The following is a 17,814-nucleotide window of genomic DNA, read 5'->3' as shown; positions in this document are numbered from 1 at the left end:
TGCGTGTTTCTGGGAGGAACAGCATGACTTCGAAATATGCCGAGACCTATGCCGCATGGCAGGCCGATCCTGAACGGTTCTGGGCGGAAGCCGCAGAGGCGATCGACTGGTTCAAGCCCTGGGATCAGGTTTTTGCAGGCGACGAAGGCGTCTATGGCCGCTGGTTCACCGGTGCGGAATGCAACACCTGTTACAATGCGCTCGACCGCCATGTCGCCAATGGGCGCGGCAATCAACTGGCGCTGATCTATGAAAGCCCCGTCACCGGCAAGGTGCGCAAGTTCACCTATAGCGAATTGCTGGAGGAAGTGGAGGCGCTCTCCGCCGTCATGCTGGACAATGGCGTGAAGAAGGGCGACCGCGTTCTGATCTATATGCCGATGGTGCCGGAAGCGGCAGTTGCCATGCTTGCATCGGCGCGCATAGGCGCTGTGCATTCCGTCGTTTTCGGCGGTTTCGCCGCCAATGAACTTGCAACGCGCATCGACGATGCCAAGCCGGTGATGATCATTGCCGGTTCCTGCGGCATCGAGCCGACGCGCGTGGTGCCTTATCAGGACATGCTCGACAAAGCCATTGCATCCGCCCACCACAAGGTCGGCCATTGCATCATTCTGCAGCGCGAGCAGCATGCCCATACCCCGGTTGAAGGGCGCGACATCGATTACACGGCTGCTGTGGACGCCGCGCGGGGCCGACACGTGCCCTGCACGCCAGTCGCCGCGACCGATCCGCTTTATGTGCTCTATACATCCGGCACCACCGGCGAGCCAAAGGGCGTGGTGCGCGACAATGGCGGGCACATGGTGGCGCTGGCCTGGTCGCTCAAACACGTCTTCGGCGTGGAGCCGGGGCAGGTCTTCTGGGCCGCTTCGGATGTTGGTTGGGTGGTTGGCCACTCCTATATCGTCTATGCGCCGCTGCTCGCAGGCGCCACGACGATCCTGTTCGAAGGCAAGCCCATTGGCACGCCGGATGCGGGCACCTATTGGCGCATCATCGCCGAACATGGCGTGGAGGTGATGTTCACCGCGCCGACGGCGCTGCGCGCCATCAAGAAGGAAGATGCCGACGGGAATTTCGTCCGCAACTATGACCTGTCGAAATTCCGTGCGCTGTTTCTGGCAGGCGAACGCGCCGATCCGGACACAATCCACTGGGCGGAGAACCTGATCGGACGCCCGGTGCTTGACCATTGGTGGCAGACCGAAAGCGGCTGGCCGATGGTAGCCAATCCGCTTGGTCTCGGCCTTCTGGAAACGAAATACGGATCGCCTGCGGTCTGCCTTCCGGGCTACGATATCCGCGTGCTGGATGATGAAGGCCATGAGGTGGAACGCGGCCAGCTCGGCAATATCCTGATCAAGCTGCCACTGCCGCCCGGCTGCCTGCCGACGCTGTGGAATGCCGATGAACGCTTCAGGAAAGCCTATCTCGCGGAGTTCCCCGGCTATTATAAAACCGCCGATGCCGGATATATGGATAGCGACGGCTATCTCTATATCATGAGCCGGACCGACGACATCATCAATGTCGCGGGCCATCGCCTGTCCACCGGCGCGATGGAAGAGGTCCTTTCCGGTCATCCCGATGTGGCGGAATGCGCGGTGCTGGGCATTTCCGATCCCGTAAAGGGGCAAGCGCCTTGCGGTTTTCTGGTGCTGAAATCTAATATCGACCGCGATCCGCACGAAGTCGAAAAGGAATGCGTGGCCATGGTTCGCGACGCCATCGGCCCGGTCGCCGCCTTCCGGCTGGCCCTGACCGTGAAGCGCCTGCCCAAGACCCGCTCGGGCAAAATCCTGCGCTCAACCATCCAGAAGATCGCCGATGGCGAGACATGGAAAATGCCCGCCACCATCGAAGACCCGGCGGTTCTCGATGAAATCAGCACTCTTTTGCGGGAGCGCCATATCGGAATGGCCTTCGCCTGAGCTTTATAGCGGCATCAGCCAAACTATTGACCGGCGGTTTTCGCCGGTCCACTCTCCGCGCGAAACGGAGAACAGACCATGCAGCTTGAAGGCAAGGTAGCCATCGTCACCGGCGCTGCCCGCGGTATTGGCTATGCCATCGCAAAACGCTTCCTCATGGACGGCGCCAGCGTCGTTCTGTCGGATATCGACAACACGGCCACCTTGCAGGCGGTCAAAGACCTCGAACAATTCGGCGATGCGCGCGCCATGGCGGCGGATGTCGGCGACAAGCTCGATATCCATAATCTGATGACCTATACCGTCACCAATCTTGGCGAGATCGATATTCTCGTCAACAATGCCGGTATCGTTCACAAGACGGATTTTCTTGACCTCAAGGAAGAGGATTTCGACCGCGTCATGCGCGTCAATCTGAAGGGCGCATTTCTGTGCGGGCAAGCCGTCGCCAAACGCATGGTCGCGCGTGTGGAAGCTGGCGGCGAAGCGGGCACGATTATCAATATGTCATCGATCAACGCGATTTTCGGACTGCCGGACCAGCTTGCCTATTCCGTCTCCAAGGGCGGGCTCAGTCAGCTGACACGCACCATGGCCGTGGCGCTGGCGAAATGGGGCATTCGCGTCAACGCCATCGGCCCCGGCTCGATCCAGACCGATATGCTGTCAGCAGTGAATGCGGACGCCGAGGCGCGAAAGACGATCCTGTCGCGAACGCCACTTGGCCGCATTGGCGATCCGGCGGAAATCGCATCCATCGCTTCCTTCCTCGCATCGCGGGACGCAAGCTACATCACCGGCCAGACGATCTATGCCGATGGCGGTCGCCTGCCGCTCAGCTATCTGGCTGAACCGCCCTTCAAACCATAAGCAGACCCCGCGCCCTTGTTGCAGTGGGCATATATTAGCGACATAATAATATCGCTTTGCTCCTGACAGAAAGCTGTCAGGAGGGGTGTGCGATAGTGTTTCCCTAAGGATGAGGGAGATGAACTATGGCACTCGCAATCGCACCGCTGATCGCAATCTTGAAGGAATACCGGCGCAAGCATGATGAGCGCCGCCGTTTTGTCCGCACCCAGCGGGCACTGGACGGTTTACCGAAAGATCTGCGCAAGGATTTGGGCTGGCCGGATCGCTATCTGGAACAGCGCAAGACAAAATATTGCAACGGAGAGTGAACCGGAATGCGCAGAGCAGACCGTCTTTTCCAGATCGTTCAGCACCTGCGCGGTGGCAGGCTTGTCACCGCGCGCCAGCTTGCCGAACGGCTGGAAGTCTCCGAACGAACGATCTATCGCGACATATCCGACCTGCAATCAACCGGCGTTCCGATCGATGGCGAGGCCGGTGTCGGCTATATATTGCGGCAGGGTTTCGAGCTGCCGCCCCTGATGTTCACGCGGGATGAAATCGTCGCGCTGGTGGCAGGAGCGCGCCTCATCCGCGCCTGGGGTGGCGTATCCATGGCGCGCGGCGCCGAGGAAGCGCTGGTCAAGATCGAAGCCGTTCTGCCCAAGGAAGAACGTGCGCGGATCACCGGCACGCAGATCCACGCCCCTACTGCCAGAATCAGCATTGACGAGCGCCGCATCATCGATGCTGTCGAGCGCGCCGTGGATGAAAGCAGTGTGCTCAATATCCGCTACCGCGACCTCGAAGCGCGCGAGAGCGAACGCGACATTCGCCCGCTCGGCCTGTGGTTCTGGGGCAAGGTGTGGACCGTCATCGGCTGGTGCGAGTTGCGCAATGCGTTCCGCACCTTCCGCACCGACCGTATTGTCGAAGCAAGCGAAGCGGGCCGCCGGTTTCGCGCCGAGCGCGGCAAAACGCTGGCCGATTTCTACCGCCTGATGGAAATGAGCGAGTACAACGCATTCAAGGATTGAAATCACCCAAGAAGACTGCAGCCTCTGCTCCGTCGAATGTTCTGCATTCGACGGAGTTTTTTCTTCATTGCTCCGTCAGAATCGCACTGAGTTGTGCCACGATATATCGAAGCGCCTGATCCTCCTGTCGGCGCTTGTGCCAGGCAATATGCAACGGAAAGCCGCTGACTGTGATAGGCGGCGGGAAGGCAACAAGGTCGCTATCCGCATCCAGAACGCAATGCGAAGGCAGCATGGCGATCATATCCGTGCTTTTCAGCAGATCCGGCACCATGCCAAAATTGGGCACCACGAGACCGATGCGCCGCTTCAAACCCTTTTCAGCGAGAATCTTGTCTGCCGGGCTGTTGGTGTCGCCGCGTCCCGACACCAGTATGTGCGGATAAGCCAGCCAGTGATCGAGCGTAAACCCTCTGGCCGCTGGATGATCACGGCGCATGACGACACGGTACGTCTCGTCCAGCAGATGCTTGCGCTGAAGATCGTCGTCCGCATCTGGAAACACCGATAGTGCAAGGTCACTTGCGCCGCTCACCAGCGCTTCTTTTGCGGCCGCCGCGCCATGCCACGGCTGCACCACGATATCGATGCCCGGCGCATCCGCAGCAAGGACCTGCAACAACGGCTTGATCACAAAGATGGCCGGATAATCGGCCATGCAGATTTTGATTGTCTGTCGGATCGAAGCCAATGGCACATGCGGCGGGTCGACCAGCGCCATGACATCGGAAAGCAAGGTCTTCAACGGCGCGCGCAAGGCTTCGGCGCGCGCCGTGCGCCGCATCGAACCGCGCCCGCGTTCGAGCAACTCATCGGCGAAGACGGCTCGACAGCGTTGCAAGGCGTTGGACACAGCTGGCTGTGTCAGATGCAGACGATCCGCCGCGCGACTGACATGCGCCTCGTCGAGAAGTGCATCCAGAATGACCAGAAGATTGAGATCGAGCGCCCTTAAATTCATAAAATCAATAATAACATATATAAATAATAGATTGGAATAATTACCGCATCGATTTCATCATCCTTCCAACATAAGGAGCCGTTGAAAGGAACAGATGATGTCCAGAACTTTGATTTTGCTTTTTCATCCCGATTTGTCGCAATCAAAAGCCAATGCCACGCTGGCAGGTGCAGCCGCCCAACTGCCGGAAGTGGACATTGTCGATATGCAGACTGCCTATCCCACCGGGATCGACTTTTACAAAGATGGCGAGCGTGAAGCGCAACGCCTTCTCGCGGCGGATCGCATCGTGCTGCAATTTCCGCTCCAGTGGTATTCAACGCCGCCGCTTTTAAAAGCCTGGCAGGATGCCGTGCTGACCCGCATGTTTTACGTGACTTATGAACAGGAAGGCCGGGCACTGGAAGGAACGCCCATCATGATCGCCGCGACCGCTGGCAACGTGCCCGAGGCCTATACGCCCGGCGGACGCAACCTGTTTCCAATGAATGATCTTATGGCTCCGTTGCGTGCCACAGCCAATCGGTGCGGGCTGGAATGGGCAGAGCCGTTCTTCGTCTATGTAGCAGACAAACTGGCACCGGATGCGCTCGAAAGCGCGGCAAGCCGCTACGTTCAGGTTCTGGAGCGCTGGATAGACGCAACACCCGTGGACAAAACCGAACACAAGGCGGCCTGAACGAAAACGCCCGGCATAAAGCCGGGCGCCAACTGACAGATATCGAGAGGCGGATGCCTGACGATTATTCTTCGTCTTCGTCGGTGTTCGTGCCCTTGAGGGACGAAAGCTTCGCGAAAACCTTGTCCGCGTCGAGTTCTTCTTCCGCAGCTGGTTCGTCGCGATAATCGAAGTTTTCCGTTGCCGAAGCCGGCAGCAGCGTGCTGTCGGATTCCGGTGCAGCCGGACGGTTGCGGGCTGCGCGTTCGACTTCGATGTCGAGATCGATCTGCGAGCAGAGGCCGAGCGTGACCGGGTCCATCGCCGTCAGATTGGCCGAGTTCCAATGCGAACGATTGCGAATCTGTTCGATGGTCGACTTGGTCGTGCCGATCAGGCGCGAAATCTGCGCATCCTTCAGCTCGGGATGATTGCGCACCAGCCAGAGAATCGCGTTCGGACGGTCCTGACGCTTTGACAGCGGCGTATAGCGCGGGCCCTTGCGCTTGGCTTCAGGAACGCGAACCTTCGGGTCAGCAAGCTTCAGACGGTAATACTGGTCTTTTTCGCCCTTCGCGATTTCCTCGCGCGAAAGCTGTCCTGTAATGACCGGATCGAGACCCTTGATACCCTGAGAGGCTTCGCCATCGGCAATCGCCTTCACTTCCAGCGGATGCAGCTTGCAGAAAGCTGCAATCTGGTCAAACGACAGAGCCGTATTATCGACAAGCCAGACGGCCGTTGCCTTCGGCATAAGAAGCTGAGTGGCCATTAGATATAATCCTTCTGTTCGTCCGCTCCGGTGGCGCGGGACGTGGAAAAAACCACAATTTCCGGGAAATCACGGCCTATATATAGGTTTTTTGGCAGCAGGGCAAGAATGCGCTGAAGCCCGCACAACAATCTGTGCGTGATTTCTCGATTGCGGCTATGACGAGCCGAAACTCTCAGGCGATATCGAGCACGATCTTGCCGATATGCCGCCCCTCTTCCATGCGCTCATGGGCACGCCAGGCATCCTTCAGGGAAAAGATCATATCCATGACCGGCGCGACACGACGCTCCGCCAGAAGCGGCCAGACTTTTGCTTCCAGCTCGCGTGCGAGTTCTGCCTTGAATTCAACCGGGCGGGCGCGCAGGGTCGATCCGGTATGGGTCAGACGCTTGGTCATCAGCAGCGCGAAATTGGCGGTCGCCTTGGCGCCGTTCAAAAACGCGATCTGCACAATGCGGCCATCTTCGGCGGCAACCTTATAATTGCGGTCGACATAATCGCCACCCACCATGTCGAGAATGACATCGGCACCCTTCCCGCCAGTCAGCTCCTTCACGGCAGTAACGAAATCCTCGTCACGATAATTGATCGCGTGATCGGCGCCGAGCTTCACGCAGGCATCGCATTTACCCTTGGACCCGGCGGTCACGATCACCGTCGCTCCGAACGCCTTGCCCAATTGGATAGCAGTCGTGCCGATGCCCGACGAACCGCCATGGATCAGCAGGGTCTCGCCTTCCTTCAGGCCCCCACGTTGAAAAACATTGTGCCAGACGGTGAAAAAAGTCTCAGGGATGGCCGCAGCCTCGATATAGCCATAGCCCGAGGGCAGCGGCAGCGCATTGGTTTCATGCACCACAGCATATTCGGCATAGCCGCCGCCGGGCAGCAGCGCCACGACCTGATCGCCCTTCTTGAAGCGCTGCACGCCCGCACCAACCGCCACGATATCGCCTGCGATTTCCAAACCCGGAATATCGGATGCACCCGTCGGCGGCGCATAATTTCCCTGCCTTTGCAGCACGTCGGGCCGATTGACGCCCGCAGCCCGCACACGCACCAGCACCTGTCCCTCCCCCGGCTCCGGCATGGACCGCTGCACGGGGCGCAGCATATGCGCGCCACCCGGTTCGGAAATCTCGATTGCAGTCATCCGTGAAGGTAAATCGGCCATCATCATCAAAACTCCTGTTCCAACGCAGCCGGAAGCGCATGCGTCATACACAGTTTCGCACCGTCGCAGAAATACCTCACAAAAGGTCTGATCTGGGTTCGATCCTGGCCACACGCAATTCCGTTAGAGAAATCGTAATCGATTTTCCCAAATGTATATGCGAAGATTCAAGGTGTTAAATCTTTTCTCGGTAACTATGGCATCATTGACCACGGAGGAAGGCCATGAGCGGTTTCGAAGAAGATGCGATAAAACCACGCGACAGCGCTGTGCTCAGCGAAGATGAATTGTCGCTGCTTTCAGTCGCGGAGATCGATCAGCGCATTGTCTTGTTGCAATCGGAAATCGAGCGTCTGAAAACCCAGAGACTGAAGAAAGGCGACAGTCGCGCCGCGGCAGAAGCTTTGTTTCGCTAAAAATGCCAGTGGAAGCCACGCCAGCGGCTTCCATAAATCCCCGGCATCAATGCGGGGCAATCACATAGGAATGTCGTTGTGCGCGTTTACATTCAGGTCCTGTCCCTTCTCTGTGGAACAGCCTTTCTCCTGATGGCATCGGGTCTGCATGGGTTGCTTTTGCCCCTGCGCGGCGGTGCCGAAGGTTTCTCGGTCACCTCGCTCGGTATGCTGGGCACCACCTGGGCAGGCGGTTTCGTGGCGGGCTGTCTTTTCGCTCCGCGCCTTGTGCGCCGTGTCGGGCATGTGCGCGCCTTCGGCTGCTTTGCCGCATCGGCGGCGGTCATCGCACTTCTCTCCGGCATATTCGTCGATGCGACCATATGGGTGATCCTGCGCGCATTTACCGGCTTTTCGATGGCCGGCGCCTTCATGGTCATTGAAAGCTGGCTGAATGAGCGCGCCACCAACGAATCGCGCGGCAAGATTTTCGGCCTCTATATGATGGTCAATTACGGGGCGACCATGACCGGCCAGATGCTGGTCGCGGGCGGCGACGTGCGCTCCGATCATCTGTTCATGATTTGCGGCATTCTCTTCTGTCTGGCGCTCATTCCGACCGCCATTTCAACAGCCGTCAGCCCAAGACCGCTGACCGAAGTGCAACTCGACCTAAAGGCGCTCTACCGCAACTCGCCCGCTGCCTTCGTCGGCTGCATATTGATCGGCATCGCCAATGGCGCATGGGGCACGCTTGGCGCTGTCTTCGGCGCAAAATCCGGCATATCGACCACAGAAATCGCCCTCATGGTCAGCGTGACCATTGCGGCAGGCGCATTGATGCAGATCCCTATCGGGCGCATTTCCGATCTGGTGGATCGCCGTTTTGTACTTGCGGGCGTTGCCGCACTGGCCGCGCTTGTCGGCCTCGTCGCATTCATCATCGGGCCGTCGAACGGCTCGGTCATCATCGTTATGACAGGCTGTTACGGCGCACTTGCGTATGCGCTTTATCCGGTCGCCGTGGCGCACGCCAACGACCATGCAACGGCGGAAAGCTTTGTGAAAGTCTCCAGCGGCCTGCTGTTGCTCTACGGTTTCGGCACCATGCTCGGCCCGCTTCTGGCCGCTGCGGCCATGGATATATTCTGGCCGTCCGGGCTCTTTGCCATAACCATGCTGGCGCATATTTCGATTACCGGCTACGCGCTGTTCCGCTCGCGCCAACGCGCCGCTGTGCCCAAGGAAGAGAAGGATCAGTTCAAGAGCATGCCATCTGAACGTGGTGCGACACCGGAAGCGATGAACCTCGATCCGAGAGCCGAAACGGAAAGCTGATCTGATCGTCTATTGAAAGAAGCGGGATAGCGCTGAAACCGCGCCGATAGAAAAAACATGAATCAAAATGTTCGGCGGCTGTGGCACAGCCGCCAATATTAAACTCAGGTCGGGCAAGGTGCAGCCGTGAGAGCGAGGTTCGATCTGATTCATCACATCGGCGCTCTAACTGTCTATTTCAACGCACATCTTTTCTGAAAACCGTTTTTCGGTTTTCAAGATGCGCTCTCAAAGGCGCTGCCGCCATCGACCGTTCTGGCCGAGATGCTTATCGCTATATCAGGCTGCAGCAACACCCGGCTTAAGCCGGTCTGTTCCACGTCCGATATGAAATGGCTTGAAGCGCCTTTGCGGCTTCCCTGTCCATGCCCCTTGGGTTTGCGTCAGTGACGCGTTACCTGAGATCTAAGCTTCTCTATCTGGTCCTTCAGCATAAGCTTCTTGCGCTTGAGAGACGCAACGTGAAGATCATCCATTGCCGGTGACGCCAAAGCATCGGAAATTTCCTGCTCCAGAGCGCCGTGCTTCTTTTCAAGCGTGGCAAGATGGGACTCGATAGCCATCATCAGTTCTCCTTTGGTTGATTTCCACACGATAACGGAACAGCCAGACCGACCCCAGATCAACCATTGCGGCAGGTGCTGTTGTTCCATCTGCTTAACTGCATGAACGCCCGGCACACCTCCTGTTTATCCGGGCCAACACGCAGTCCCGGCTGCCATGCATGCGGTTTTGATTTGTCGCCTTCGACAGCCGCCATCCATGACAGAACCATGACAGTTTGGCATGAGTTTGGTGCAAAGTCGAATTTGTCGTGGTAGCATTTTCCAATCGCGAAAAATGTGATAAGGGCTTCGCCCGAAACGGGCTTGCGCAGCGCCTTGAACGAGGTTCGGCGCAGCCCGTAAAACTATTCAACAGAATGGGGTTCGCATGTCCGATCAGGAACAGGCCGAGATCAGGTTGGCCGTCGCACGTCTGAAACAGGAGCACGCGGATTTCGATGCGGCAATTAATGCGATGATTGCCGTCGGCTGCGACCAGTTGCGCGTCCAGCGCATGAAGAAGAAAAACTCGCGATCAAGGACAAGCTTCAGGAAATGGAAGATCAGGTCATTCCTGACATCATCGCCTGATCGCGCCTCATATCGAAAGCAAAGCCGGGGTCCGCCCGGCTTTATCATTTTTACCCACACAATATCTCATCCGCGAAAGCATGAAACGGAGCAGGAAAGACCAATGAGCGTTACCGCCGACGTCGCCATTATCATGGGCAGCCAGTCTGATTGGGAAACCATGCGCCATGCCGCAGATACGCTGGAGGCGCTCGGTATCGGCTTTGACGCCCGTATCGTTTCCGCGCACCGCACGCCCGACCGGCTGGTCGCCTTTGCCAAGGGTGCGAAGGCCGACGGCTTCAAGGTTGTGATCGCTGGCGCAGGCGGTGCCGCACATCTTCCCGGCATGGCCGCCGCTATGACCCCACTGCCGGTGTTTGGTGTGCCGGTTCAGTCAAAAGCTCTTTCCGGCCAGGATTCGCTCCTGTCCATCGTGCAGATGCCGGCTGGCATTCCCGTCGGCACGCTGGCCATTGGACGCGCCGGCGCTGTCAACGCCGCCCTGCTCGCTGCCGCCGTTCTGGCGCTGCACGACGATGCTCTTGCTGCCCGTCTCGATGAGTGGCGGAGCGCCCAGACCGAGAGCGTGGCTGAACGTCCTACCAATGAGGTCTGATATGGAAAAATCCGCACTCACATCCGGCGCAACGATCGGCATCATCGGCGGCGGACAATTGGGCCGCATGCTGGCCATGGCCGCAGCGCGGCTCGGCTTCCAGACGGTCATTCTGGAGCCACAGGCAGATTGCCCGGCGGCGCAGGTTGCCAACCGCCAGATCGTCGCCGCCTATGACGATCCGAAAGCGCTGGCCGAACTGGCCGCAGCGTCCGACGTCATTACCTATGAATTCGAAAACGTGCCGGTCAGCGCCGCAGACAAGCTTGCCGAGACCGCAATCGTCCTGCCGCCGCCAGCGGCGCTGGAAATTTCGCAGGATCGCTTCAACGAAAAGCAGTTCCTCAATGAAAGCGGCATCGAAACCGCCCCCTGGCGTCTGGTCGATGACGAAGAAACGTTGATCGCAGCACTTGGTGCGCTTGGCGAACGCGGTATCCTGAAAACCCGCCGCCTCGGCTATGACGGCAAGGGACAGGTGCGCCTGACTTCGCTGGACGAAACAGCTGCCCATGACGCGCTGACCGCCATCAACAAGGCCCCGGCGATCCTCGAAGGGTTTGTCGATTTCGATCGTGAAGTCTCGGTCATCGCCGCGCGCGACCGCAGCGGCAATGTTGCCATTTTCGACATCGCCGAAAACGTCCATAAGGACGGCATTCTCTCGACATCGACCGTTCCTGCCCGCATTTCCGCACAGACGGCGGATGCTGCGCGGCAGGCGGCAGAGAAGCTTTTGCATGCGCTGGATTATGTCGGTGTTCTGGGGCTCGAATTCTTCGTCCTCAAGGACGGTTCGCTGCTCGCCAATGAATTTGCGCCACGTGTGCACAATTCCGGCCACTGGACGGAAGCCGCCTGCGCGATCTCGCAGTTTGAACAGCATATCCGCGCCGTTGCCGGGCTGTCGCTTGGCAATACGGACCGGCATTCCGATTGCCTGATGGAAAACCTGATCGGCAACGATATTGATCGCGTGCCAGCGATTCTATCGGAACCCAATGCCGTGCTGCATCTCTATGGCAAAAAGGAAGCTCGCGAAGGCCGGAAAATGGGCCATGTGACCCATATCAAGCCCCGCGCGCGCTAGGCTTTGTCGGGAATCTGGACGATTCCCGATGACTCCGCCCGCTGCGACAAGATTTTCAGGCTCCCGCCCGTGAATCTGCCGCGCAGGAGTTGACATTTACCCGAAACCTTGTGTATTTCGGCCAACCCTTCAGGCACATATACCGTGTCTGTAATCAATTGGCGCCTTGGGCGCTGTTTTTATGAAGCCCGGCGGCGTGTTCATGTCGATGGGCCAACCAGACCGGTGATTGACATGAAGATCAAGAACTCGCTTAAAGCGCTTAAGGGCCGTCATCGCGACTGCCAGCTGGTCCGCCGCAAGGGCCGCGTTTACATCATCAATAAGACTGCTCCGCGCTACAAGGCTCGTCAGGGCTAATCTTATTTTTGATTTTGCATTTGACGTTCCGCCGTGCATAGGGAAATCTATGCATATGCGGAACGTTTTTGCATGTCTGAAGATTTTTGCGACGGTTGCCGCATTCAGCGCGGCGACTTTGACCATTCACGGCGCACGCGCCGAGATGGCACCCGATAAGGCGCCGTTGAACGCCCAGCTGACTGCTCCGCTCACGCCTGTACAGATCGGCGCAGACAGCGAGCAGAAGCCCTCCTCCTCGCAAACAGCCCCCGCCAAAGCGGCAGCGCCCCAGACGCCGGAAGAGCGTCTCGACAAGCTGTTTGCCGAGCTTCGCAAAACAACGGACGAAGCCAAGGCACGACGCATCGCATCACAGATCAATACGCTCTGGTCGCAATCCGGCAGCGCCACCATCGACCTTCTGGTCCAATGGGCGAACGCCGCCATGCTGGAACATCGCTATACGTCAGCGCTCGATTTCCTGAACGAAGCCATCGCTCTCAATCCGGATTATGCGGAAGCATGGAACCGCCGCGCGACGGTTTATTTCCTGCAAAAAGATTATGCTCACGCCATGTATGACATCAATCGTACGTTGGAGCTGGAGCCGCGCCATTACGGCGCCCTGACGGGCATGGCGGCCATTCTGCGCGTCCGTGGCCTCAAGGAGCAGGCCATGAAGGCTTATGAGCAGGCGCTGATTGTTTATCCGATGATGCGGGACGCCCAGAAAAATTTCAGCGATCTAGCCGATGAGCTGGCCGACACGCGCACCTAACACTACAGTTGCATTCTTTGTGATGCCGGTCTGCAAACAGACCTATCCCATAAAAAAAAACGCGCCCCGGAAGGAGCGCGTTTTTTTACTTATACGCAAGAGCACCGAAACTGGATGAGATTCGGGATGATGGTGTGCCGAAAATGATGGGGCTTTGAGACCCGGAGCGGAGCGTACATAAAGTACGTGAGCACCGGAAGCTCAAAGACGTGCCATTTGCAGGCCACCAGAGCCCGAATATCGCCAGTTTAGACGCCGGACTTTCCGTCGGCGCCTATATAGGCGATGCGGAGCATGTTGGTCGCACCCGGCGTACCGAAAGGCACACCGGCGGTGATGATGATGCGCGAACCGGCTTTACCGAAGTCTTCTTCGAAGACGATCTGGCAAGCGTGATCGACCATATCTTCCAGATCGTGGGCATCGGCGGTTACGACGCAATGCAGGCCCCAGACGAGCGACAGCTTGCGGGCGGTGTCGACGACCGGCGACAGCGCGATGATCGGTGTGCGCGGACGCTCACGGGCGGCACGCAGGCCGGTGGTGCCGGAAGCCGTGTAGGTCACGATGGCCGAGAGCTTCAGCGTTTCGGCAATCTGGCGGGCCGCAAGCGAAATCGCATCGGCACCGGTTGGTTCAGGTGCTGCGCGCTGCGCATCGATGATGGTCGAATAGGTCTGTTCCTGCTCAACCTGTTCGGCAATGCGGTTCATCGTGGCGACCGCTTCGACCGGGTATTGGCCCGATGCCGATTCAGCCGAAAGCATGATGGCGTCCGCACCTTCGAACACAGCCGTTGCAACGTCCGACACTTCGGCGCGCGTTGGCACCGGCGCGGTGATCATGGATTCGAGCATCTGCGTGGCCACCACAACCGGCTTGCCGGCGCGGCGCGCGCGGCGGGTGATCTGCTTTTGAATGCCCGGAACGCTTTCAAGCGGCATTTCCACACCGAGATCGCCACGGGCGACCATCAGGGCATCGGAAAGCTCGATGATCTCGTCAAGGCGTGTTACCGCCTGCGGCTTTTCGATCTTCGACATGATGCCGACCTTGCCGCGCGAAACCTTGCGCACTTCGGCCAGATCTTCCGGGCGCTGGATGAAGGACAGCGCAACCCAGTCGATTTCTTCCTTCAACACGGCATCAAGGTCCTTGCGGTCCTTTTCAGTCAGTGCGCCGACACCGAGCGTGGTGTCCGGCAGGCTGACGCCCTTACGGTCGGAGATGCGGGTGCCGGAAACGACCTTACAGCGGATGGACTTGCCGTCGGTGGCTTCAGCCACGAGATGCAGCTTGCCGTCATCGATGAGCAGGCGGTGGCCCGGCTCGACCGCTTCCAGAATTTCTGGATGCGGGAGAAAGACGCGGGTTTCGTCGCCGGGCGCTTCGTTATTGTCGAGCGTGAAGGTCTGGCCGGGAACGAGATCGACCTTTCCGTCCTTGAATTTGCCGACGCGCAGCTTTGGCCCCTGAAGGTCGGCGAGAATGCCGATCGGGCGGCCAATGGCCTTTTCCACATTGCGGATGCGCTTCACGAGGGTGCGCATCAGGTCATGGTCGGCATGGCTCATATTGATGCGGAAAACATCGGCACCGGCTTCAAAGAGCTTGCGGATGACGGCTTCCTCGCCAGACGCCGGACCCAGCGTTGCGAGAATCTTGACCTTGCGGTTGCGCTTCATTGACTATTCGTTCCTGTAACAGTGGGGGTTTCCGGCGGTGTTTCGTCTGCAAGCTGAACCATCCAGCTCGACTGTTCCCCGGTATCATATTCCTGGAAGCCGTTGCGCTGGAAGCCGCGCGCGTAGCAATCCTGCACGCCCGAGATGCGGAATTCCTTTTCCGCGACGCACATATTCACATTGCCCTGCCAGCGGCCGTCGCCTTGGGCATCCTCGGCATAGAGATAATAATAGCGCGACGTCAGCGGGCCTTCGATCAGCGTTTTGCAGGTCGAGCCTTCGATATGCCACCAGCCTTCCGTTACCCAGCCGGTCTTGGCCCGGTAACCGATGGAGACGCCGACAAGATTCTGCGTCGAATTACAGACGCGGAAATCGGCCCGCGCCTCCACAGAGGTCATGCCGAGCGCACCAAGCAACACGGCGGAAAATACAGCCAGGAAGTGTGGAAGTCGCATCCGCCGAACCCCTTCAGCCCGCAATCGCTTTTGTTTCACGTCTGGAAATCCCATTTCGGTCGCTCTCTTTTCGGCAGTTTCGCCGGTGATGTCAACGCAGTCCCGCCGAGAAGAAAGCACATGACGAAAGAATGATCGTTGCAATCCCGGCTTTCTCATGACAGACCTGAAACAGCTTCCCGCGCCCGATGAAAATCAATCCCGAATTGTTCCTGGGAATTCAATCCGTGTCGTTCGCAAAACCGTCAGCCACTTCGTTCTCGCCCGTTTACAGGATTGAAGGCGATTTTCGCCTCGGCCTGCTTCTGACCGCCGACCACGCACGGCGCGACGTGCCTGCCGAATACGGTAGTTTGGGTCTGGAAGAAAGCGAATTCGACCGTCATATCTCTTATGACATCGGTGTCGAAGCCCTGACGCGGGCATTGGCTGGCCGCCTTCAGGCGCCCGCAGTGCTTGGCGGCTTTTCCCGTCTGCTGATCGATCCCAATCGCGGCGAGGATGACCCGACGCTCATCATGCAGCTATCGGATGGCGCGGTTATTTCCGGCAATTATCCGATGTCGGCGGGTGAGCGGGAAGATCGGCTGACCCGTTTTTACCGTCCCTATCATGAGGCTGTGACGGAAATGAGTGCCCGCGTGGAACGCGAAAGCGGACATGCGCCCTTCATCGTATCCATCCATTCATTCACACCGCGCTGGAAAGACAGGGCCCGCCCCTGGCAGATCGGCCTACTGTGGGACAAGGACAACCGCGCCGTCGCGCCGCTTCTGTCGCTGTTGCGCGCCGAGCCCGGTCTGGTGGTCGGCGACAACGAGCCCTATGACGGCGCATTGCGCAACGACGCCATGTATCGCCACGCCACGGCCAAGGGCTTTGCCCATGTGCTGATCGAGGTGCGGCAGGATCTGATCGCAGACGAGGCCGGAGCGGTGGAATGGGCGGAACGGCTTGCTCCGATGCTGCGGCAGATCAACACGCTCGACGGCATGCACGAGGTCCGGCATTTCGGCTCGCGCACCGGCACGGTGGCGTGAACCACCGCTTTTCCACAGTGTTCCACACTCTTCCACAAGGTTTGGCCCCATAAATCGTGCCGGGCATCGAAAAGGCTCTTAATTTTGCCCGCGACTCGCGGGAAAACCGGTGCAGAATTTCAGACATGCGAAATCGTGCCTCCGCGCTGTTCGCACCCATCAAGACAAGAATTGGAGAAGCCGCGTGAGCGACGACATTACCAGCGAAGCCCAAACCATTGCCGTCGGCCAATTGCGTGCCTTCATCGAGCGCATTGAGCGCCTCGAGGAAGAAAAAAGACCATCGCCGACGATATCAAGGAAGTTTACGCGGAATTGAAGGGTTCGGGGTTTGACAGCAAGGTCGTGAGGACCATTATTCGTCTGCGTAAAAAAGAAGACCATGAACGTCAGGAAGAAGAAGCGATGCTCCAGCTCTATATGGACGCGCTTGGCATGGGCTGACCCAAAGCTCTACCCGGAGCTTTTACCCCTTCTTCCTGAAATCGGAACCCGGCGGATCACGCCTGATTCGCATTCAGAGGAAGGGGATTGGGTCCATGGAATATAAGAAGCTCGGACGTACCGAACTGAAAGTTTCGCCGCTCTGTTTCGGCGGCAATGTCTTTGGATGGACGGTCGATGAAGCGACGTCGTTTTCGCTGCTCGACCGTTTTGTCGATGCAGGACTGAATTTCATCGATACGGCGGACGTCTATTCCGCCTGGGCAAATGGCAATGTCGGCGGCGAATCCGAAACCATCATCGGCAACTGGCTGAAATCCCGCGGCTTGCGCGACAGGGTCGTCATCGCCACCAAGGTCGGCTCGGAAATGGGGCCGGACGAAAAGGGGCTTTCACCCGCTTATATTCGCAAAGCCGTGGACGCCTCCCTAAAACGGCTGCAGACCGACTATATCGATCTTTACCAGTCCCATTGGGACGATCCTGAAACACCGTTCGAGGATACGCTCGGAACTTATAAAGAGCTGATCGATGCGGGCAAAGTGCGCGCCATCGGCGCGTCCAACCTGACGCCGGAGCGGCTAACGGAAGCGCTGGACGTTGCAAAACAGCACAACCTGCCGCGCTACGAAACCTTGCAGCCGCTCTATAATCTTTATGACCGGTCGGGGTTCGAGGATGGGCTGGAAGCCATCTGCCGCGACAATGAAATTGGCGTCATTCCCTATTACGCGCTGGCCGCCGGTTTTCTGACCGGCAAATACCGCTCTGCCGACGATCTTGGCCAGAGCGCTCGCGGCAAGTCGGTTGAGAAATATCTGACGGATCGCGGATCGCGGATCATCGCCGCGCTGGACCAGGTGGCCCGCAGTGTCGACGCCACGCAGGCGCAGGTGGCCATCGCCTGGCTGGTTGCTCACCCGTCGATCACTGCGCCGATTGCCAGCGCCACGCGCCTGACCCAATTAGGAGAACTGATCAGCGCCGCCGAGCTGAAGCTCAGCAAAAACGATCTGGCCCTGCTCAACAAGGCAAGCGCTTAAAAGTCCTATCCAGTTGGCATATATGTCGGCCAGGATGAGGCGAAAATGGTGATTTCCGAGACCCGGAGCGCAGCGT

General features: G+C 58.4%; 19 protein-coding genes and 2 pseudogenes. 15 read left to right on the top strand and 6 right to left on the bottom strand.

Annotated features, from left to right (window positions below; genetic code table 11):
• Positions 1–23: 23 nt before the first annotated feature.
• The 4 genes from QLQ11_RS10510 to QLQ11_RS10495 all read left to right on the top strand — a co-directional run bounded on the left by QLQ11_RS10510 (position 24) and on the right by QLQ11_RS10495 (position 3,823).
• Positions 24–1,934: a propionyl-CoA synthetase gene (locus tag QLQ11_RS10510; RefSeq protein WP_124915887.1), complete on the top strand. Its 1,911-nt coding sequence runs from the start codon at positions 24–26 to the stop codon at positions 1,932–1,934.
• A 78-nt stretch (positions 1,935–2,012) separates the two neighbouring features.
• Entirely contained in the window at positions 2,013–2,804 is a 792-nt protein-coding gene (locus tag QLQ11_RS10505; protein WP_109369771.1) for an SDR family NAD(P)-dependent oxidoreductase, read from the top strand.
• A 125-nt stretch (positions 2,805–2,929) separates the two neighbouring features.
• On the top strand, positions 2,930–3,115 hold the full coding sequence (locus QLQ11_RS10500) for a hypothetical protein (protein WP_109369772.1): 186 nt from the start codon (positions 2,930–2,932) through the stop codon (positions 3,113–3,115).
• A 6-nt stretch (positions 3,116–3,121) separates the two neighbouring features.
• Positions 3,122–3,823 (top strand): YafY family protein, encoded by a 702-nt coding sequence (locus QLQ11_RS10495; RefSeq protein WP_078339507.1) that lies wholly within the window; start codon positions 3,122–3,124, stop codon positions 3,821–3,823.
• 64 nt (positions 3,824–3,887) lie between these two features.
• Here the strand turns inward: QLQ11_RS10495 and QLQ11_RS10490 are convergent, their stop codons facing one another.
• A complete protein-coding gene (locus QLQ11_RS10490) occupies positions 3,888–4,784 on the bottom strand; it encodes a LysR family transcriptional regulator (protein WP_109369773.1) in 897 nt (298 codons plus the stop codon).
• A 94-nt stretch (positions 4,785–4,878) separates the two neighbouring features.
• On the opposite strand from QLQ11_RS10490, the gene QLQ11_RS10485 reads away from it, so the two are divergent.
• Positions 4,879–5,463, top strand: coding sequence for an NAD(P)H-dependent oxidoreductase (locus QLQ11_RS10485; RefSeq protein WP_244597178.1), 585 nt, complete (start codon positions 4,879–4,881; stop codon positions 5,461–5,463).
• A gap of 64 nt (positions 5,464–5,527) precedes the next feature.
• Here QLQ11_RS10485 and QLQ11_RS10480 read toward each other — a convergent pair whose 3' ends face one another.
• Both QLQ11_RS10480 and QLQ11_RS10475 read right to left on the bottom strand, forming a co-directional pair.
• Positions 5,528–6,214 (bottom strand): DUF1013 domain-containing protein, encoded by a 687-nt coding sequence (locus QLQ11_RS10480; protein WP_078339508.1) that lies wholly within the window; start codon positions 6,212–6,214, stop codon positions 5,528–5,530.
• A gap of 175 nt (positions 6,215–6,389) precedes the next feature.
• Positions 6,390–7,394 carry an NAD(P)H-quinone oxidoreductase gene (locus tag QLQ11_RS10475; RefSeq protein ID WP_109370314.1) on the bottom strand — a complete coding sequence of 335 codons (1,005 nt, stop codon included), beginning with the start codon at positions 7,392–7,394 and terminating at the stop codon, positions 6,390–6,392.
• A gap of 221 nt (positions 7,395–7,615) precedes the next feature.
• On the opposite strand from QLQ11_RS10475, the gene QLQ11_RS10470 reads away from it, so the two are divergent.
• Positions 7,616–7,807: a DUF1192 domain-containing protein gene (locus QLQ11_RS10470; protein WP_078339509.1), complete on the top strand. Its 192-nt coding sequence runs from the start codon at positions 7,616–7,618 to the stop codon at positions 7,805–7,807.
• Positions 7,808–7,885: 78 nt separating this feature from the next.
• Positions 7,886–9,124: an MFS transporter gene (locus tag QLQ11_RS10465; RefSeq protein ID WP_109369774.1), complete on the top strand. Its 1,239-nt coding sequence runs from the start codon at positions 7,886–7,888 to the stop codon at positions 9,122–9,124.
• A 383-nt stretch (positions 9,125–9,507) separates the two neighbouring features.
• Here the strand turns inward: QLQ11_RS10465 and QLQ11_RS10460 are convergent, their stop codons facing one another.
• Complete coding sequence (locus QLQ11_RS10460; RefSeq protein ID WP_171058804.1) at positions 9,508–9,690, bottom strand: YdcH family protein; 183 nt, start codon at positions 9,688–9,690, stop codon at positions 9,508–9,510.
• 367 nt (positions 9,691–10,057) lie between these two features.
• Between QLQ11_RS10460 and QLQ11_RS10455 the strand changes: the two are divergent.
• The 5 genes and pseudogenes from QLQ11_RS10455 to QLQ11_RS10435 all read left to right on the top strand — a co-directional run bounded on the left by QLQ11_RS10455 (position 10,058) and on the right by QLQ11_RS10435 (position 13,068).
• A pseudogene (locus QLQ11_RS10455) lies at positions 10,058–10,260 on the top strand (YdcH family protein).
• 103 nt (positions 10,261–10,363) lie between these two features.
• A complete protein-coding gene (gene purE / locus QLQ11_RS10450) occupies positions 10,364–10,858 on the top strand; it encodes a 5-(carboxyamino)imidazole ribonucleotide mutase (protein ID WP_109369775.1) in 495 nt (164 codons plus the stop codon).
• 1 nt (position 10,859) lies between these two features.
• Positions 10,860–11,948: a 5-(carboxyamino)imidazole ribonucleotide synthase gene (locus QLQ11_RS10445; protein WP_109369776.1), complete on the top strand. Its 1,089-nt coding sequence runs from the start codon at positions 10,860–10,862 to the stop codon at positions 11,946–11,948.
• A gap of 234 nt (positions 11,949–12,182) precedes the next feature.
• Positions 12,183–12,308, top strand: a complete 126-nt coding sequence (gene ykgO / locus QLQ11_RS10440) for a type B 50S ribosomal protein L36 (RefSeq protein WP_010661422.1) — start codon at positions 12,183–12,185, stop codon at positions 12,306–12,308.
• 37 nt (positions 12,309–12,345) lie between these two features.
• The gene (locus QLQ11_RS10435; RefSeq protein ID WP_109369777.1) at positions 12,346–13,068 is read left to right on the top strand and encodes a tetratricopeptide repeat protein; all 723 of its coding nucleotides are present in this window, start codon (positions 12,346–12,348) and stop codon (positions 13,066–13,068) included.
• 248 nt (positions 13,069–13,316) lie between these two features.
• Here the strand turns inward: QLQ11_RS10435 and pyk are convergent, their stop codons facing one another.
• On the bottom strand, positions 13,317–14,753 hold the full coding sequence (pyk, locus tag QLQ11_RS10430; RefSeq protein WP_109369778.1) for a pyruvate kinase: 1,437 nt from the start codon (positions 14,751–14,753) through the stop codon (positions 13,317–13,319).
• Positions 14,750–15,211, bottom strand: coding sequence for a DUF1036 domain-containing protein (locus QLQ11_RS10425; protein ID WP_109369779.1), 462 nt, complete (start codon positions 15,209–15,211; stop codon positions 14,750–14,752). Before QLQ11_RS10425 ends, pyk begins: the two co-directional genes overlap by 4 nt.
• A gap of 188 nt (positions 15,212–15,399) precedes the next feature.
• Here QLQ11_RS10425 and QLQ11_RS10420 point away from each other — a divergent pair, with 188 nt between their 5' ends.
• The 3 genes and pseudogenes from QLQ11_RS10420 to QLQ11_RS10410 all read left to right on the top strand — a co-directional run bounded on the left by QLQ11_RS10420 (position 15,400) and on the right by QLQ11_RS10410 (position 17,738).
• Complete coding sequence (locus QLQ11_RS10420; protein WP_109369780.1) at positions 15,400–16,251, top strand: N-formylglutamate amidohydrolase; 852 nt, start codon at positions 15,400–15,402, stop codon at positions 16,249–16,251.
• Positions 16,252–16,435: 184 nt separating this feature from the next.
• A pseudogene (locus tag QLQ11_RS10415) lies at positions 16,436–16,695 on the top strand (DUF2312 domain-containing protein).
• Positions 16,696–16,790: 95 nt separating this feature from the next.
• The gene (locus QLQ11_RS10410) at positions 16,791–17,738 is read left to right on the top strand and encodes an aldo/keto reductase (RefSeq protein ID WP_109369781.1); all 948 of its coding nucleotides are present in this window, start codon (positions 16,791–16,793) and stop codon (positions 17,736–17,738) included.
• The last annotated feature ends 76 nt before the right edge of the window (positions 17,739–17,814 follow it).

It is taken from the genome of Ochrobactrum sp. SSR, from assembly GCF_030067775.1.
GTDB lineage: Bacteria > Pseudomonadota > Alphaproteobacteria > Rhizobiales > Rhizobiaceae > Brucella > Brucella teleogrylli.
This window is presented reverse-complemented; position numbering and strand designations above follow the sequence as displayed.

Coding starts and splice junctions, on each gene's coding strand:
- QLQ11_RS10485 (WP_244597178.1), top strand. CDS start 4,879: ATGATGTCCAGAACTTTGATTTTGCTTTTTCATCCCGATTTGTCGCAA.
- QLQ11_RS10420 (WP_109369780.1), top strand. CDS start 15,400: ATGAAAATCAATCCCGAATTGTTCCTGGGAATTCAATCCGTGTCGTTC.
- QLQ11_RS10410 (WP_109369781.1), top strand. CDS start 16,791: ATGGAATATAAGAAGCTCGGACGTACCGAACTGAAAGTTTCGCCGCTC.
- QLQ11_RS10460 (WP_171058804.1), bottom strand. CDS start 9,690: ATGATGGCTATCGAGTCCCATCTTGCCACGCTTGAAAAGAAGCACGGC.
- QLQ11_RS10500 (WP_109369772.1), top strand. CDS start 2,930: ATGGCACTCGCAATCGCACCGCTGATCGCAATCTTGAAGGAATACCGG.
- ykgO (WP_010661422.1), top strand. CDS start 12,183: ATGAAGATCAAGAACTCGCTTAAAGCGCTTAAGGGCCGTCATCGCGAC.
- QLQ11_RS10475 (WP_109370314.1), bottom strand. CDS start 7,394: ATGATGGCCGATTTACCTTCACGGATGACTGCAATCGAGATTTCCGAA.
- QLQ11_RS10495 (WP_078339507.1), top strand. CDS start 3,122: ATGCGCAGAGCAGACCGTCTTTTCCAGATCGTTCAGCACCTGCGCGGT.
- QLQ11_RS10425 (WP_109369779.1), bottom strand. CDS start 15,211: ATGCGACTTCCACACTTCCTGGCTGTATTTTCCGCCGTGTTGCTTGGT.
- pyk (WP_109369778.1), bottom strand. CDS start 14,753: ATGAAGCGCAACCGCAAGGTCAAGATTCTCGCAACGCTGGGTCCGGCG.
- QLQ11_RS10470 (WP_078339509.1), top strand. CDS start 7,616: ATGAGCGGTTTCGAAGAAGATGCGATAAAACCACGCGACAGCGCTGTG.
- purE (WP_109369775.1), top strand. CDS start 10,364: ATGAGCGTTACCGCCGACGTCGCCATTATCATGGGCAGCCAGTCTGAT.
- QLQ11_RS10505 (WP_109369771.1), top strand. CDS start 2,013: ATGCAGCTTGAAGGCAAGGTAGCCATCGTCACCGGCGCTGCCCGCGGT.
- QLQ11_RS10480 (WP_078339508.1), bottom strand. CDS start 6,214: ATGGCCACTCAGCTTCTTATGCCGAAGGCAACGGCCGTCTGGCTTGTC.
- QLQ11_RS10510 (WP_124915887.1), top strand. CDS start 24: ATGACTTCGAAATATGCCGAGACCTATGCCGCATGGCAGGCCGATCCT.
- QLQ11_RS10445 (WP_109369776.1), top strand. CDS start 10,860: ATGGAAAAATCCGCACTCACATCCGGCGCAACGATCGGCATCATCGGC.
- QLQ11_RS10490 (WP_109369773.1), bottom strand. CDS start 4,784: ATGAATTTAAGGGCGCTCGATCTCAATCTTCTGGTCATTCTGGATGCA.